Source organism: Pseudomonas sp. UBA5568, assembly GCF_002425525.1.
GTDB lineage: Bacteria > Pseudomonadota > Gammaproteobacteria > Pseudomonadales > Pseudomonadaceae > Aquipseudomonas > Aquipseudomonas fulva.
In genome coordinates, this window is the sequence record NZ_DIMK01000025.1 from 17,333 (window position 1) to 32,563 (window position 15,231).

14 protein-coding genes are annotated in these 15,231 nt (G+C 63.3%); 7 read left to right on the forward strand and 7 right to left on the reverse strand.

The window, feature by feature from the left end; genetic code table 11:
• Positions 1–574: 574 nt before the first annotated feature.
• Both B2S33_RS07975 and B2S33_RS07980 read left to right on the forward strand, forming a co-directional pair.
• Positions 575–1,273 (forward strand): response regulator transcription factor, encoded by a 699-nt coding sequence (locus tag B2S33_RS07975; RefSeq protein ID WP_049696439.1) that lies wholly within the window; start codon positions 575–577, stop codon positions 1,271–1,273.
• A complete protein-coding gene (locus B2S33_RS07980; RefSeq protein ID WP_033694988.1) occupies positions 1,264–2,874 on the forward strand; it encodes an ATP-binding protein in 1,611 nt (536 codons plus the stop codon). The genes B2S33_RS07975 and B2S33_RS07980 overlap by 10 nt, the downstream gene beginning before the upstream one ends.
• 3 nt (positions 2,875–2,877) lie before the next feature.
• On the opposite strand, the gene B2S33_RS07985 is transcribed toward B2S33_RS07980, so the two are convergent.
• Both B2S33_RS07985 and B2S33_RS07990 read right to left on the reverse strand, forming a co-directional pair.
• Positions 2,878–3,579, reverse strand: a complete 702-nt coding sequence (locus B2S33_RS07985) for a 4'-phosphopantetheinyl transferase family protein (RefSeq protein ID WP_088523111.1) — start codon at positions 3,577–3,579, stop codon at positions 2,878–2,880.
• Between the two features lie 156 nt (positions 3,580–3,735).
• Positions 3,736–4,530, reverse strand: a complete 795-nt coding sequence (locus tag B2S33_RS07990; RefSeq protein ID WP_027914197.1) for a dienelactone hydrolase family protein — start codon at positions 4,528–4,530, stop codon at positions 3,736–3,738.
• Between the two features lie 129 nt (positions 4,531–4,659).
• Here B2S33_RS07990 and B2S33_RS07995 point away from each other — a divergent pair, with 129 nt between their 5' ends.
• The 4 genes from B2S33_RS07995 to B2S33_RS08010 all read left to right on the forward strand — a co-directional run bounded on the left by B2S33_RS07995 (position 4,660) and on the right by B2S33_RS08010 (position 9,043).
• Entirely contained in the window at positions 4,660–5,265 is a 606-nt protein-coding gene (locus B2S33_RS07995; protein ID WP_023536250.1) for an outer membrane beta-barrel protein, read from the forward strand.
• A gap of 150 nt (positions 5,266–5,415) precedes the next feature.
• Positions 5,416–6,093: a response regulator gene (locus B2S33_RS08000; protein ID WP_023536231.1), complete on the forward strand. Its 678-nt coding sequence runs from the start codon at positions 5,416–5,418 to the stop codon at positions 6,091–6,093.
• On the forward strand, positions 6,090–7,436 hold the full coding sequence (locus tag B2S33_RS08005; RefSeq protein WP_028687377.1) for an ATP-binding protein: 1,347 nt from the start codon (positions 6,090–6,092) through the stop codon (positions 7,434–7,436). Before B2S33_RS08000 ends, B2S33_RS08005 begins: the two co-directional genes overlap by 4 nt.
• 284 nt (positions 7,437–7,720) lie before the next feature.
• Complete coding sequence (locus B2S33_RS08010) at positions 7,721–9,043, forward strand: dicarboxylate/amino acid:cation symporter (RefSeq protein ID WP_027914199.1); 1,323 nt, start codon at positions 7,721–7,723, stop codon at positions 9,041–9,043.
• Between the two features lie 118 nt (positions 9,044–9,161).
• On the opposite strand, the gene tsaA is transcribed toward B2S33_RS08010, so the two are convergent.
• The 5 genes from tsaA to rimO form a co-directional block, all read right to left on the reverse strand.
• Entirely contained in the window at positions 9,162–9,854 is a 693-nt protein-coding gene (gene tsaA / locus B2S33_RS08015; RefSeq protein ID WP_027914200.1) for a tRNA (N6-threonylcarbamoyladenosine(37)-N6)-methyltransferase TrmO, read from the reverse strand.
• Between the two features lie 6 nt (positions 9,855–9,860).
• Positions 9,861–10,322 (reverse strand): DUF1456 family protein, encoded by a 462-nt coding sequence (locus tag B2S33_RS08020; protein ID WP_027914201.1) that lies wholly within the window; start codon positions 10,320–10,322, stop codon positions 9,861–9,863.
• A gap of 49 nt (positions 10,323–10,371) precedes the next feature.
• On the reverse strand, positions 10,372–11,082 hold the full coding sequence (locus B2S33_RS08025) for an rRNA pseudouridine synthase (RefSeq protein ID WP_023536258.1): 711 nt from the start codon (positions 11,080–11,082) through the stop codon (positions 10,372–10,374).
• Between the two features lie 75 nt (positions 11,083–11,157).
• Positions 11,158–11,613, reverse strand: coding sequence for a GNAT family N-acetyltransferase (locus B2S33_RS08030; protein WP_111475395.1), 456 nt, complete (start codon positions 11,611–11,613; stop codon positions 11,158–11,160).
• 104 nt (positions 11,614–11,717) lie between these two features.
• Entirely contained in the window at positions 11,718–13,049 is a 1,332-nt protein-coding gene (gene rimO / locus B2S33_RS08035; protein WP_023536322.1) for a 30S ribosomal protein S12 methylthiotransferase RimO, read from the reverse strand.
• Positions 13,050–13,284: 235 nt separating this feature from the next.
• Between rimO and B2S33_RS08040 the strand changes: the two genes are divergently transcribed.
• Complete coding sequence (locus B2S33_RS08040) at positions 13,285–15,195, forward strand: potassium transporter Kup (protein WP_027914203.1); 1,911 nt, start codon at positions 13,285–13,287, stop codon at positions 15,193–15,195.
• Positions 15,196–15,231 lie beyond the last annotated feature (36 nt).

Here is a 15,231-nt window from a genome sequence, read left to right on the forward strand (position 1 = left end):
CGCATCCGTCCGCGCGGGCGTACCGACTTCGGGACAGACTCAGGAATAAGGGCAATGGCTTGCCGCTCCCTGGCCGAAGTCAAAAGTTCCGGGTTGCCGGAATCCGTTGCTGATGAGTGCCAGGCTCGCCTGGTTCACCCATGCCCGAACAAGGCCCTGACAGGGCTTGCCTCGGTCGCCTCCGCAGGAGCGGTTTGGCTGCTGAAACCACCGTAAGTTCAGCCGAAAAATCCGATGATTTTGCGGGTTGACTTTTGTAAGTGATTTTGCGCGAACCCCTATATCTAGTGGTTCGTCGCGATCGCGATACAAGATAATGCGGTATGGGGGTGTTTGCAAGGCGAGCGGCTGTGGATATCTTGTGGGTACTTTGTGAGTGAAACGTGAGTATTCGCTGTAGGCCTTGTGCCCACTGGTTTGAAGTGTTTTTCTGCGTCTGCTTGCCGCTGGGCAGTTTTTTTCAGGGGCCGCCGACGCACCCGGATCATTGTCCACAGAACCACCCAAGTGGGTTGGCTCGGCAGGGTCCTGGTCGTACTATCCAGGGAAAAACAACACCAACAGGCCCTACGCCATGGATCCAACGCTGCCGCGCATCCTCATCGTCGAAGACGACCAGCGTCTGGCCGAACTGACTGCCGAGTACCTGAGCGCCCAAGGGTACGCGGTCAGTGTCGAGGGCGATGGCGCTCGCGCAGCGCGACGCATCATCGACACCCAGCCGGACCTGGTCATGCTGGATGTGATGTTGCCGGGCGAAGATGGCATGAGCATCTGTCGGCGCGTGCGCAGCCAGTACCCTGGGCCCATCCTGATGCTCACGGCGCGCACCGACGAGCTGGATCAGGTGCAAGGACTGGACATTGGCGCAGACGACTACGTGTGCAAGCCCGTACGCCCCCGGCTGTTGCTGGCGCGCATCCAGGCCTTGTTGCGTCGCAGCGAGGCGCCTGCGGGCAAACGCCAGGACCTGACCTTCGGCGCGCTGCGCATCGACAGCCGGGTGCGTGAGGCGTGGCTTGGCGATCGGCAGATCGAGCTTACCGGCGCCGAATTCGACCTGCTTTGGCTGCTGGCCAGCAACGCTGGCAAGGTGCTGACCCGCGAGCAGATCTCCACGGCGCTGCGCGGTGTGGGCTATGACGGCCAGGACCGCTCCATCGACATACGCATTTCCCGTATCCGCCCTCGCATCGGCGACGACCCTATCCAGCCCCGGCTGATCAAGACCCTGCGCAGCAAAGGCTATCTGTTCGTGGGCCAATGCCCGTGAATTCCATTTTCCTGCGCATCTATGGCGGCATGCTGGCGGTCCTGGTACTGGTGGCGCTGCTGGGGGTGCTCAGCCTGCACCTGGTCAACGAAGTACGCGCCGCCCAGCACCGCGAGGGCCTGGCGCAAGGCACGTTCAGCCTCATGGCCGATAACCTGGCCGTGCAGAGCGACACCGAGCGCAAGCGTTCCCTGCTGCTGTGGGGGCGGCTGCTGGGGGTGCCGCTGCAGTTGCAGCCCATGTCGGCCTTCGCCCTCGATGGCGCACAACGCGCACGTCTGTACCGCAGCCTCGTCGTGGTCGAGAAGACCGGCCCGCATGCAGCTCGGGTGTTGCGCAGGGTAGGGCAGCAGGACCTGCTGCTGGTCGCCCAGGTCAGGCAGATCAGCGAGCAACTGGCGCGCGCTACCCTGTATCTACTGGCCGACGAGCTGGTGCGTTACCCGGTGACCGAACAGCAGCAGCGCCTGGAGCAGATCAAGCACGACAAGGGCTTCGGGTTTGGGGTTGCCTTGCAGCGTATCGAGCGGGCCAGCCTGGATGATGATCAGCGGCGCCGGGTGGAGGAGGGTGACACGGTGATGGCGCTGGGCATGGATGGCGATTCCATACGCGTGTTCGCTGGGCTCTCCGGCTCGCCGTGGGTGCTGGAGATCGGCCCCTTGCACCAGCTCAACCCCTACCCACCCCAGTTGCTGGTGTTGATCACCCTGGTTGGTTTGAGCCTCATTGGCCTGGTGGTCTACCTGCTGGTGCGCCAATTGGAGCGGCGCGTTTCCGGCCTGGCGCGGGCCGCGGCGGGCATCGCCCAAGGCAGCCTGGACACGCGTGTACCGGCAGGCGATGCCGATTCGATCGGGCGCCTGGCAGCGGCATTCAATGGCATGGCCGAGCACTTGCAGCGCTCGCTGTCCATGCAGCGCGAGCTGGTACGTGCCGTGTCGCACGAGCTGCGCACCCCCGTGGCCCGCTTGCGTTTTGGCCTGGAAATGGTCGAAAGCGCCGCCACCGAGCAGGCACGCGCCAAGCACCTTGCCGGCATGGACGGCGACATCCAGGACCTGGACAAGCTGGTGGACGAAATGCTCACCTACGCGCGCCTCGAGCAAGGCGCCCCGGCCCTGACGTTCCAGCGTATCGACCTGGATGCCTTGCTCGATCAGGTCATTGCCGAACTGGCCCCGTTGCGTCGCGACATACGCTTGTTGCGGGGCGATTGCCAGGGCGTCGAAGGCGAGACCGCCTGGGTCGAGGCAGAGCCCCGCTACCTGCACCGCGCCGTGCAGAACCTGGTGAGCAATGCCCTGCGCCACGCCGAGCACGAAGTGCGCGTGAGTTATCAGCTAGGCCCGCACGTGTGCCGTATCAATGTGGAAGATGACGGGCCGGGCATCCCGGAAGGGGTCTGGGACCGCATCTTCACGCCTTTCATGCGCCTGGATGACAGCCGCACCCGAGCCTCCGGTGGCCATGGCCTGGGTTTGTCGATCGTGCGCCGTATCATCTATTGGCACGCAGGCCGCGCCACGGTAGGCCACGGCACGGCCCTGGGTGGCGCCTGTTTCAGCCTTGCCTGGCCACGACAACAGGCGCCGTTGTAGGCTTCAGGCGCTAACCAGGCTCAGCAAGTGGCCATCCTGCAGGCAGAATTGCGCCTGCAATTGGACGCCCTTGCGCCATTGGGCGGACAGGTCGGTGAGCAGGCGCAGCGTGGCCAGCCCGTCAGCGGACCATTCGAGCAGCTCGGCATGTTCGAAGTAAAAGCGCTGGCCAGTCAGGGGGTAGAGCGTCTTGAACAGGCTTTCCTTCAGCGAGAAGGTCAGGGTCACGGCCAGGCCCAACTGCCGGTGGTCCAGACGCTCCAGCTCCATCGGTGTCAGGATCTCGCCCATCAAACGCTCGGCGCGCTCGTCATCGAGCAGCGCTTCCTGGTCCAACCCTAGCCCGCGGCAGCTGCCTTGGGCGGCAACCACCGCCGCCGCCCAGCCTTTACCGTGGGTAATCGAGCCCCGAATGCCAGCAGGCCAGATGGGGGAGCGGTCTTCGTGGGTGGTGGGCACGTAGTGCCGGCCGTCCAACTGCTGCAACGCCGCGCGCGCGCATACCCGCCCGGCGATGTATTCAGCCTGGCGCTTGGCAACTGAACGTTGCAGGCCCGCACTGGGCACGATGCCAGCACGCGCGAAGTCGTCCGGGGCCACGCTTGTGGGGTCGAAGGCGCAACTGACCAGTACCGCACCAGGCAAGGGACGGGGCAAGGGCCAGTGTTGCCGAAGCGAGGTACAGCAGGCAGGAAGGGTCGTCATGCGCGCTATTGTGCCAGCTGAGCAGGGGTTGCGGGAGGGGCAGGGCGATACAGCCCGGCACATGGGCGCAGTTTTCAACGCAAGCATGAAAACGCGCCCACTGTTGCCTACCTATTACGGTGATCGCTGGCGTCCCAGCATGGCTGCCCCGCGTGATCACTCATTGAACACCTGCTTGAAAAACGCCTGCATGTCTGCCCAGGAGCGTTCGTCGGCCGCCTTGTCATAACCAATGTCCGGCCCGCCGTGAGCGCCATGGCTCAGGCGGTCGGCATCAGGGTTGGTGAACCCGTGCTTGGCCCCGTCGAGGCTGACGAAACGGTAATTCACCTTCGCCGCGTCCATCTCCGCCTTGAAGGCCTGCACCTGTTCGGCGGTCACCATGCTGTCCGCTGCGCCGTGCTCCACCAGAATTGCCGCCCTCACCACCCCAGGCTTTGCGGGTGTAGTGGTAGCCAGGGCGCCATGGAAACTCACCACACCGTCGAGCTTCTCGCCGCGCCTGGCGGCATCGAGTACCACCTTGCCGCCAAAGCAGTACCCCACAGCGCCCAGGTCATGCTTGTTGGTGTTGGGCTGCAACTTGAGCAATTCCAGCCCGGCGTCGAAGCGCCTGGCAGCAGCCTTGGGGTCCTTGAGTGCTGCCGCCATGAACGCCTGGGCGTCCTGAGGGTGCTCGGTGTGCTTGCCGTCACCGTACATGTCGATGGCCAGGGCGTTGTAACCCAGCGCTGCCAAGTCCCGGGCGCGTCGTTTGGCGTAGTCATTGAGCCCCCACCACTCATGCACCACGACGATGCCTGGCCGCTTGCCGGTAACGGCGTCGTCATAAGCGTAATAGCCGACCAGCCGGTTGCCGTCGGCATCCTGGTAGGGGATCTCGCGGGTCTGTACCGCCGCCTGGGCAAAGGCGGCAGTACACATCAAGGTCAAGGCCAGCAAGGCGCGCATGGTGACTACTCCTGGATTGCAATCGGTTCGTTCAGTCAATGTTCAGCAAGGGTTCAGTCGAGGTTCAGTGTGCCCTGCTTACTCTAGCTTCCAGACCTCAACAGCGCACTCGACTGGAGTAACCTCACCATGAAAACATTCAATACCCTGCTTGCCGCCGTAGCCGTCTGCGCCGCTGGCATGACCAGCGCCCAGGCGGCCGACGAAAACTTCGCCAGCCTCACCTACGGCCAGACCAGCGACAAGGTTCGCAAGTCAGGCCTGCTGCAACGCAACACCGACCACCTCAACACCGACGGCGTCATCGCCAAGGACGGTACCTGGGGCGTGCGCCTGGGGCGCATCAATGACCAGGGTCGCTACTACATGACCTACGACAACGTTTCCGGTGACCACAGCGGCTTGAAACTTCGCCAGGAAAACCTGCTGGGCAGCTATGACCTGTTCCTGCCCGTAGGCGATACCACCAAGCTGTTCGGCGGCGGCACCCTCGGCATGACCAAGCTGTCCCAGGAATCGCCAGGCCTGAGCCGCGACACCGACTACGGTTATGCCTACGGCCTGCAGGCAGGCGTCATCCAGGACATCACCGACAAGGCCTCGGTCGAACTGGGCTACCGCTACCTGCGCACCAATGCCGCCACCGAGGTCAGCCCCCACGGCGCGCCGAAGGCCGGCACATTGCGCCTGAGCAGCAGCGCGCAGACCTATCTGGCGGCTTCCTACAAGTTCTGACCTGCCCGTCGCGTTATCCTGTAGCGACCCGGGTCTGGCAAGCCAGCTCCAACCAGTGCCATGCTGGGCCATCAGGCCGGTGGGCGCACGCGGTGGGGCTGGCTTTTCAGCATTGGGCACCGTACAGGCACATCCATCAAGGAGCTGCACATGAAACTGCTGGTGGTCGAGGACGAAGCCTTGCTTCGCCATCACCTCTATACCCGCCTGGGGGAAAGTGGCCACGTGGTCGAGGCGGTCGCCAATGCCGAGGAGGCGTTGTACCAGGCCGAGCAGTACCACTTCGACCTGGCGGTGGTCGACCTGGGGCTGCCGGGCATCAGTGGCCTGGAGCTGATCACGCGCCTGCGCAACCAGGCCAAGACCTTCCCCATCCTCATCCTCACGGCCCGCGGCAACTGGCAGGACAAGGTCGAAGGGCTGGCCGCTGGCGCCGACGACTACCTGGTCAAGCCGTTCCAGTTCGAAGAACTCGAGGCGCGCCTCAATGCGCTGCTGCGCCGCTCCAGCGGCTTCACCCAGTCAACCATCGCCGCCGGCCCGTTGGTCCTTGACCTCAATCGCAAGCAGGCGACGCTCGACGAGCAGCCACTGGGCCTGACTGCCTACGAATACCGCATCCTCGAGTACCTGATGCGTCATCACCAGCAGGTGGTGGCCAAGGATCGCCTGATGGAGCAACTCTACCCTGGCGATGAAGAGCGTGATCCAAACGTCATCGAAGTGCTCATCGGGCGCTTGCGGCGCAAGCTCGAAGGCGAGTGCGGCTTCAAGCCCATCGATACCGTGCGCGGGCTTGGCTACCTGTTCACCGAGCGCTGCCGATGATTCGATCCCTGCGTGTGCGCCTGATGCTGGCCGCTGCCGTGTTGGCGGTGCTGTTCATGCTGGCGCTGCTGCCAGCTTTGCAGAAAGCCTTCAGCCTTGCCTTGCAGGAGTCGATCGAACAACGCCTGGCTTCGGACGTGACCACGCTGATTTCGGCGGCGCGTATCGAAAACGGGCAGTTGCAGATGCCGGCGTTGTTGCCGGACGAACGTTTCAACCTGCCCTATACCGGTCTGCTGGGGTACATCTTCGACCGCGCTGGCCAACTGGTCTGGCAGTCCCGGGCCACGGCGGCGCAGAACATCAACTATCAGCCTCGCTACGATGGCCGCGGAAACGAGTTCGCACGCATCCACCAGGCCAATGGCGAGGAGTTCTTCGTTTATGACGTCGAGATTAAGCTGCTGGGCGGCAAGAGTGCCGCCTTCAGCATCGTGGCCCTGCAGCCGGTGCGCGACTATCAGCGCACCCTCGATGGCCTGCGTGAAAAACTCTACCTGGGCTTCGGGGCTGCCTTGCTGGCACTGCTGGCGCTGCTCTGGGCCGGGTTGACCTGGGGGTTGCGCTCGCTACGCCGCCTTAGCCGCGAGCTCGACGATCTGGAATCCGGCGCGCGGGACGGCCTGAGCACACACCACCCCCGCGAACTGCTGCGCCTGACCGGTTCGCTGAACCGCCTGCTGCAAAGCGAGCGCGAGCAACGCCAGCGCTACCGGGATTCGCTGGACGACCTGGCGCACAGCCTGAAGACGCCCTTGGCCGTGTTGCAGGGGGTGGGCGAAAGCCTGCAGCAGCACAACGGTGAACGGGAGCAGGCCAGGGTCTTGCAGAGCCAGATCGAACGCATGAGCCAGCAGATCGACTATCAACTGCAACGGGCCAGCCTGCGCAAGAGTGGCCTGGTGCGTCATAGCGTGGTGCTACGCCCCTTGCTCGACAGCCTGTGTAGCACGCTGGCCAAGGTCTACCGCGATAAACACGTGGACGTGACCTTGCAGGTGCCGGACCAGGCGCGGGTACCCATGGAGCAGGGCGCATTGCTCGAACTGCTGGGTAACCTCCTGGAAAACGCCTACCGCCTGAGCCTGGGCCAGATAAGGGTCAGCCTGTTCAGAGAAGCTGGACGGCTCACGCTCTGTATCGAAGATGACGGTCCAGGCGTGCCCGCCAACCAGCGCCAGCGCATTCTGGAGCGTGGTGAGCGGTTGGACAGTCAGCACCCGGGGCAAGGCATCGGCCTGGCTGTGGTGAAGGACATCATCGACAGCTACGATGCCGAACTTAGCCTGGATGACTCGGCGCTTGGCGGCGCCGCCTTCCGTATCACCTTCAATCTGGAATGAGCCCAGGCGGTTTTCCGCCATCTGGGCCGCTCCAATTCCGCCAGCGGGCGGAAACCCGCCACCCTTCCTCACGTTTCGCCCCGACGTTGGGCATGGAAAGCCAGCAATAGCCCTGCCTGCACCCGGTTTGGGCATTTTGGCATCACCCTTGCTATCGCTATTGGCAGAGGCCTGCGAAGGCAGCTCTACCACAACGACAAATCCCTCCAAGTGCAGGAGGGTTAGCGATTCAGGTGCTGCACCCCTGGAACAGGGTGGCGCGGCACACTTGAGGAAAAACAGCCATGACGACACGTCAGCCGCTTTACAAATCCCTGTATGTCCAGGTGTTGGTTGCCATCACCATCGGTATTCTGCTCGGCCATTACTACCCGGAAACGGGCGTTGCCCTCAAACCCTTGGGTGATGGCTTCGTCAAACTGATCAAGATGGTCATCGCACCGATCATCTTCTGCACCGTGGTCAGCGGTATCGCCGGCATGCAGAGCATGAAATCCGTCGGCAAGACGGGCGGCTATGCGTTGCTGTATTTTGAAATCGTCTCCACCATCGCGCTGATCATCGGCCTGGTGGTCGTCAACGTGGTCAAGCCCGGCGCGGGCATGCACATCGACGTCAGCACCCTCAATGCCAGCAGCGTGGCTGCCTATGCCGCCGCTGGCGCGCAGCAGACCACCGTAGGCTTCCTGCTCAACGTCATCCCCAACACCGTGGTCGGTGCCTTCGCCAACGGCGACATCCTGCAAGTACTGATGTTCTCGGTGCTGTTCGGCTTCGCCCTGCACCGCCTGGGCAGCTACGGCAAGCCGTTCCTGGACATGATCGATCGCTTCGCCCATGTCATGTTCAACATCATCAACATGATCATGAAGCTGGCCCCGATCGGTGCCTTCGGCGCCATGGCCTTCACCATCGGCCAGTACGGCGTGGGCTCGCTGGTGCAGCTGGGTTACCTGATGGCGTGCTTCTACATCACCTGCCTGCTGTTCGTGCTGGTGGTGCTTGGTGGCATCTGCCGCGCCCACGGTTTCAGCGTACTCAAGCTGATCCGCTACATCCGTGAAGAGCTGCTGATCGTGCTGGGCACGTCCTCGTCCGAGTCCGCGCTGCCACGCATGCTGGCCAAGATGGAACGCCTGGGTGCCAAGAAGTCCGTGGTAGGCCTGGTCATTCCGACCGGTTACTCGTTCAACCTGGACGGCACCTCGATCTACCTGACCATGGCTGCGGTGTTCATCGCCCAGGCTACCGACACCCCGATGGACATCACCCACCAGATCACCCTGCTGCTGGTGCTGCTGGTCGCCTCCAAAGGTGCCGCTGGCGTTACCGGTTCGGGCTTCATCGTGCTGGCGGCCACGCTGTCTGCCGTGGGCCACTTGCCGGTTGCCGGCCTGGCGCTGATCCTGGGCATCGACCGCTTCATGTCCGAAGCGCGTGCCTTGACCAACCTGGTGGGCAACGCCGTTGCCACCGTGGTCGTAGCCAAGTGGGTCAACGAGATGGACAACGACAAGCTGGCGTCGGAGTTGGCTTCGGGTGGCGGTCCGCTGATCGACACCCGTCCGACCGACGACCTGGGCGTTGCCGAAGGTCCAGCACGTTGATTACAGCGTAACGGTACGAAAAAAGGCGACCCGGCGGGTCGCCTTTTTCATGGGCGGCTGTTGGTACTTGAGCCAGATGGCGACAGCACAACCCCCCAGATGCAGCGCTATTGCACCTTCAAGCCAGCACCACCTCCAGCACGCGGATCACATCCGTCTGCGGATAATGCCACCTGACCTGCACATCCCAGAATTTGACCCCATACACCCGTTCGGCCACAGGCACCTGATAGGCTGGCCGTGGGTCTTGCGCCAAGCATTGCTCGATCAATGCCACCAGGGGCTCGCCCAGGCGCAACGCATGCTCGCGGGCCTGGGGCAGGGCGCTGTCGGCCCACTGCACGGTAATGGCCACTGGCGCACCGCTGGCCATGTGGTTATGGGCACCCTCGACACTGTCGGCATAGGGTACGTAGGGCTTGATGTCCAGCACCGGCGTGCCGTCGAGCAGGTCGATGCCTGACAACAGCAAGCGGCCAGGTTCAACGCCCTCCAGCCGCACCACCGACTGGCCGATGCCGTTGGGCCGGTGGGTGGCGCGAGTGGCGAACACACCCATGCTCTTGTTGCCCCCCAGGCGCGGTGGGCGCACTTTGAGCCTGGGTTTTTCTTCCAGGGCCTGGTGGAACAGAAACAGCAGCCAGACGTGGCTGACCTGTTCCAGCCCTTCGACTGCCTCGGCTTGGTCGAACGGGGGCAGTAGCTCCAGCACACCGCGTGCGGCCGGCGCCAGTTGCGGCTGGCGCGGAATGGCGAACTTCTCCTTGAAACAGGAGCGCACGATCCCCACCGGCGCCACCGTATGCTGCATGACCATTCAGCCGTGCACGCGCTGGGTCAGGCCCTTCAGGAAGTTGCGCAGCAACTGGTCGCCGCACGGGCGGTAGTTGTCATGGCCGGCCTTGCGAAACAGTGCGCTGAGCTCAGGTTTGCTGACGGGGAAATCGACCGATTTCAAGATGGCGTGCAGGTCGTCCTCTTTCAGTTCGAAAGCCACTCGCAGCTTCTTCAGGATCTGGTTGTTGGTAACCGGCAGTTCGACAGGTTGTGCCGGACGGCTTTCATCCTTGCCGCGACGGTAGATGACCAGGCCGTCGAGAAAGTGCGCCATGACCCGGTCCGGGCAGCGCACAAAGCCTTCCTCTTCTTCTTTCTTCACATAGGTCGCCAGGACGACAGGGTTCACGTCCAGGCCGGTCAAACCGATGATCTCGGCCATCTTGGCGTCATTGACTTTCAACATGTAGCGCAGGCTGCGCAGGACGTCATTGTGGTTCATTGCTGCAAAATCCTGTTCTCGTGCCGCACGTAATCGCACGGCCTCTCACTTAGAAACGTTCAGTGCCCATCAGGTAGCGCCATTGGCCCAGCGCCAGCTTGCCCATCGAAACACCGCCCAGGCGTATGCGGCGCATGCCCAGCAACTCCAGGCGCAGGTAGGCGCACAGTTCGGAAATCTGGCCGGGTTGCGGGTTTTTCAGCACCAGGCGCAAATGGGTTTCGTTCTGCCAGCTGGCCTTGGCCTTGGGCAATTCGCGGTCATTGCGGGTCACACCGCGTGCCAGGCGCTCGAGCATCTGGGCACTGGCTTCACCGCGCACCTGGACCACGAACTCCTGTTCAAGCTTGCGCAGGTCGGCGTTGATCTTGCGGGTTACCCGCCAGTCCTGGGTAAACACCTGCAAGCCGCTGGCACCCGGTTCCAACGGTGCTACACAGGCCTGGCGGGTGAAATGCCCGTGCAAGGGGCGCACGCCTTCGCGATGGGCCTCGCTGAGGCTGGTCATGTTCAGGCCAAGCCGGGCAGTTTCGTTGTCCATGCCCGCGCCTTGGTGGAGCAGCAGCGTGACCGGCTCCAGGCTCTCGGCGCGCGCGCCGGGCAGCAGCTCGACGTGCTGCTGCTCGACCTTGAACTGCGGTTGCTCGACCACCACGCCGTCGACCGTCACCCAGCCTCCTTCGATATACAACTCAGCCTCGCGGCGGGAACAGCCAAGCTGCTCGACAAGGCGTTTGGACAGACGGACGGGTTCGGACATGACGACGATTCGCAAAGGCAAAGAAAGGCTGCATTGTACCCTTCCCGCCGGGCGAGGGGCGGGAATCTGTGTCAATCAGGCCGCGCTGTGCCTGCGCATGTGCAGCAAGGGATACGGTTGGCCCAGACCGTCCTTGGGCGAACGGCCCACGATCTCAAAGCCCTGGTGCAGATAAAAGCCCAGCGCCTGGGTGTTCTGCTCGTTGACGTCGAGGGTCAGGGCGTCCAACGCCTGCACCGCATGCTGCAGCAATTGTTTGCCGATACCTCGGCCATGCCACTGCGGGTCCACGAACAACATGTCGATGCGCCCGCCTGCCACGCCGATGAAACCCTGGATGCTGCGATCAGGCCCACGGGCACAGACCAGCATCACCGCGTCCAGATACCGCCGCAGCACCTTGTCGCGCAGCAGCACGATGTAGGGTTCGGGCATAAAGGCGTGCGTCGCACGTACCGCGTCTTCCCATACGCTGACCAGCCTGGGGTAGTCGCTCAGGTGAGGCGTTTCCAGGGTCGAGAAGGTGCGCATCGGGTCCTTGCTCCAGTGGCCGTCAAAACAAGGATAGATGCTGGAGGAGGGCGCGACCCGGGGCGGGCCGCGCCACTGCGACAGGAGGCAGGCAGGGCGCCCTGTCAGATGGGCTCTGCCCACATGTCGTATTCGTCGGCGTCCACCACGCGGCAACGTACCTTGTCGCCAGGCTTGAAGCCGTGGTTGCCATCGATGAAGACACTGCCGTCGATTTCTGGCGCGTCGAAGAAACTGCGGCCCACCGAGCCTTGCTCTTCGACCTCGTCGATGAGCACGTCGATTTCCTTGCCGATGCGCATCTGCAGGCGGGCGGCGCTGATGGCCTGCTGGTGCGCCATGAAGCGGTCCCAGCGATCCTGTTTGACGTCGTCCGGGACGTCGGCCAAGCCCAGGTCGTTGGCCGGGGCACCTTCGACAGGCGAGTACTGGAAGCAGCCCACGCGGTCGAGTTGGGCCTCGGTCAGCCAGTCCAGCAGGTACTGGAAGTCTTCCTCGGTTTCGCCTGGGAAGCCGACGATGAAGGTCGAACGAATGACCAGCTCCGGGCACTGCTCGCGCCACTGCTTGATGCGGGCCAGGGTCCGGTCTTCGAAGGCCGGGCGCTTCATCGACTTGAGCACCTTGGGGCTGGCGTGCTGGAACGGAATGTCCAGGTACGGCAGGATCTTGCCGGCAGCCATCAATGGGATCACATCGTCGACATTGGGGTACGGATACACATAGTGCAGGCGCACCCACGCACCCAGGCTGCTCAGGGCCTCACACAACTCGAGCATGCGGGTCTTGACCGGGCGGCCGTTCCAGAAGTCGGTCTTGTACTTGACGTCTACGCCGTAGGCGCTGGTGTCCTGGGAAATCACCAGGATTTCCTTGACCCCGGCCTTGACCAGGCGCTCGGCCTCGCTCAGCACGTCGCCCACCGGGCGGCTGACCAGCTTGCCACGCATCGACGGAATGATGCAGAAGCTGCAGCTGTGGTTACAGCCTTCGGAAATCTTCAGGTAGGCATAGTGGCGCGGCGTCAGCTTGACCCCTTGCGGCGGCACCAGGTCGATCAGCGGGTTGTGGTCCTGACGCGGCGGCACCACTTCGTGCACGGCGTTGACCACCTGCTCGTACTGCTGCGGGCCGGTCACCGAAAGCACGCTTGGGTGCACATCGCGAATGCTGCCTTCCTCGACACCCATGCAGCCGGTGACGATCACCTTGCCGTTTTCCTTGATGGCTTCACCGATCACTTCAAGCGATTCGGCCTTGGCGCTGTCAATGAAACCGCAGGTGTTGACCACCACCACGTCGGCATCCTCGTACGTTGGCACGACTTCATAGCCTTCCATGCGCAACTGGGTGAGGATGCGCTCGGAATCGACCAGGGCTTTGGGACAACCCAAGCTGACGAAACCGACCTTGGGGGTGGCGGGCGTGGTGGACATGACTAACCTCGGCGTTGAATACAGGTCGCCCAGCGTTGATCGGGGGCGACCTTGACGGGCGCTTTTGGCGCCTCTGATCAAAAAGTGCGCAATTCTAGCGAGCGATGGATCGATTGACCAGCAGAAATACGACGAACGCTGCGCTATGCTTCGCGCCGTTACGCCAGGCCCGGATGGGCGAACTGGCATGCACGCTGACAACAGTGGCCCTGAGGGCCTTTTGCGGGAGTGGTCGATGGTTCAGGCAAGCAGTCACGCCGAGGGCGGGCACGCAGCGAAGCAGGGGGCGACCCGGTCGCTGGGCCTGCTGGTGGCGGCGGTCGGGGTGGTTTATGGCGATATCGGCACCAGCCCGCTGTATACCCTGAAGGAAGTGTTCACGGGCGGTTATGGGGTGCAGGTCAACCACGACGGTGTGCTGGGAATCCTGTCGTTGATCCTCTGGTCGCTGCTGTGGGTGGTGTCATTCAAGTACGTGGTGTTCATCCTGCGTGCCGACAACCAGGGGGAGGGCGGCACCATGGCCCTGACCGCGCTGGCGCGGCGTGCCACGGCTGCGTATCCGCGCCTGCGCACCCTGATGGTGATCTGCGGTTTGATCGGCGCCTCGCTGTTCTATGGCGACAGCATGATCACCCCGGCAGTCTCGGTGCTCTCGGCCGTCGAGGGCCTGGGCCTGGCCTTCGATGGTATCGACCATTGGGTGGTGCCGGTGTCGCTGGTGGTGTTGGTGGCACTGTTTCTGGTGCAGCGCCACGGCACCGAGAAAATCGGCAAGCTGTTCGGCCCGGTCATGGTTCTATGGTTCGTGGTGCTGGCCGCGCTGGGGGTCCATGGCATCGCACAGACGCCCGAAGTGCTCCGCGCCTTCAACCCCGGTTGGGCGGTCAACTTCTTCATCGTCCATCCCGGCATGGGCGTGGCCATCCTCGGCGCGGTGGTGCTGGCGCTGACCGGTGCCGAGGCGCTCTATGCCGACATGGGGCACTTTGGCCGCAAGCCGATCGCACGGGCCTGGTTCGCCCTGGTGCTGCCGGCACTGGTGCTCAACTACTTTGGCCAGGGCGCCATGCTGCTGCAAAACCCCGAGGCTGCGCGCAACCCGTTCTACCTGCTGGCGCCCAGCTGGGCCTTGCTGCCGCTGGTCGGCCTTGCCACCCTGGCCACCGTGATTGCGTCGCAAGCGGTAATATCCGGCGCCTTCTCGCTCACCCGACAGGCCATCCAGTTGGGCTACATCCCGCGTATGCACATCCAGCACACCTCCAGTGACGAGCAAGGGCAAATCTACGTGGCGGCAGTCAACTGGACGTTGATGGTGGGCGTGGTGCTGCTGGTGATCGGCTTCGAGTCCTCGGGCGCTTTGGCCGCAGCCTATGGCGTGGCCGTCACCGGCACAATGTTGATGACGACCATTCTGGTGGCGGCGGTGATGTTGTTGCTGTGGAAATGGCCGCCGATCCTGGCCGTGCCCCTCTTGCTGGGCTTTCTGTTCGTTGACGGGCTGTTTTTCGCCGCCAACGTTCCGAAGATCGTCCAGGGCGGGGCCTTCCCTGTGCTGGCAGGCGGTGTGCTGTTCCTGCTGATGAGCACCTGGAAACGTGGCAAGCAAATTCTCGTCGAACGTATAGACGAAGGGGCGCTGCCACTGCCGCTGTTCATCAGCAGTATCCGCATCCAGCCGCCGCACCGGGTGGAGGGCACGGCCGTGTTTCTCACCGCCCGCTCGGACGCCGTTCCCCATGCGTTGCTGCACAACATGCTGCACAACCAGGTGCTGCACAGCCAGGTCGTGTTGCTGACGGTGCTCAGCGAAGATCGACCTCGCGTGCCAGAGCAGGAGCGATTCGAGGTGGAGGCCTATGGCGATGGCTTCTTCAGGGTGGTCCTGCATTTCGGCTTCATGGATGAGCCGGACGTGCCGGCGGCGCTGAAACTCTGCCACCTGGACGAGCTGGACTTCACGCCCATGCGCACCACCTATTTCCTGAGCCGCGAAACCGTGATCGCGTCCAGGCTCGAAGGCATGTCGCGCTGGCGAGGCAACCTGTTCGCGTTCTTGCTGAAGAATGCCAACGGCAATTTGAGGTTCTTCAACCTGCCGCTCAATCGGGTAATCGAGTTGGGTACTCAGGTCGAGATCTGAAAAGGGCAGGGGAGGCGCTGAGGGCATTCCCCTGGG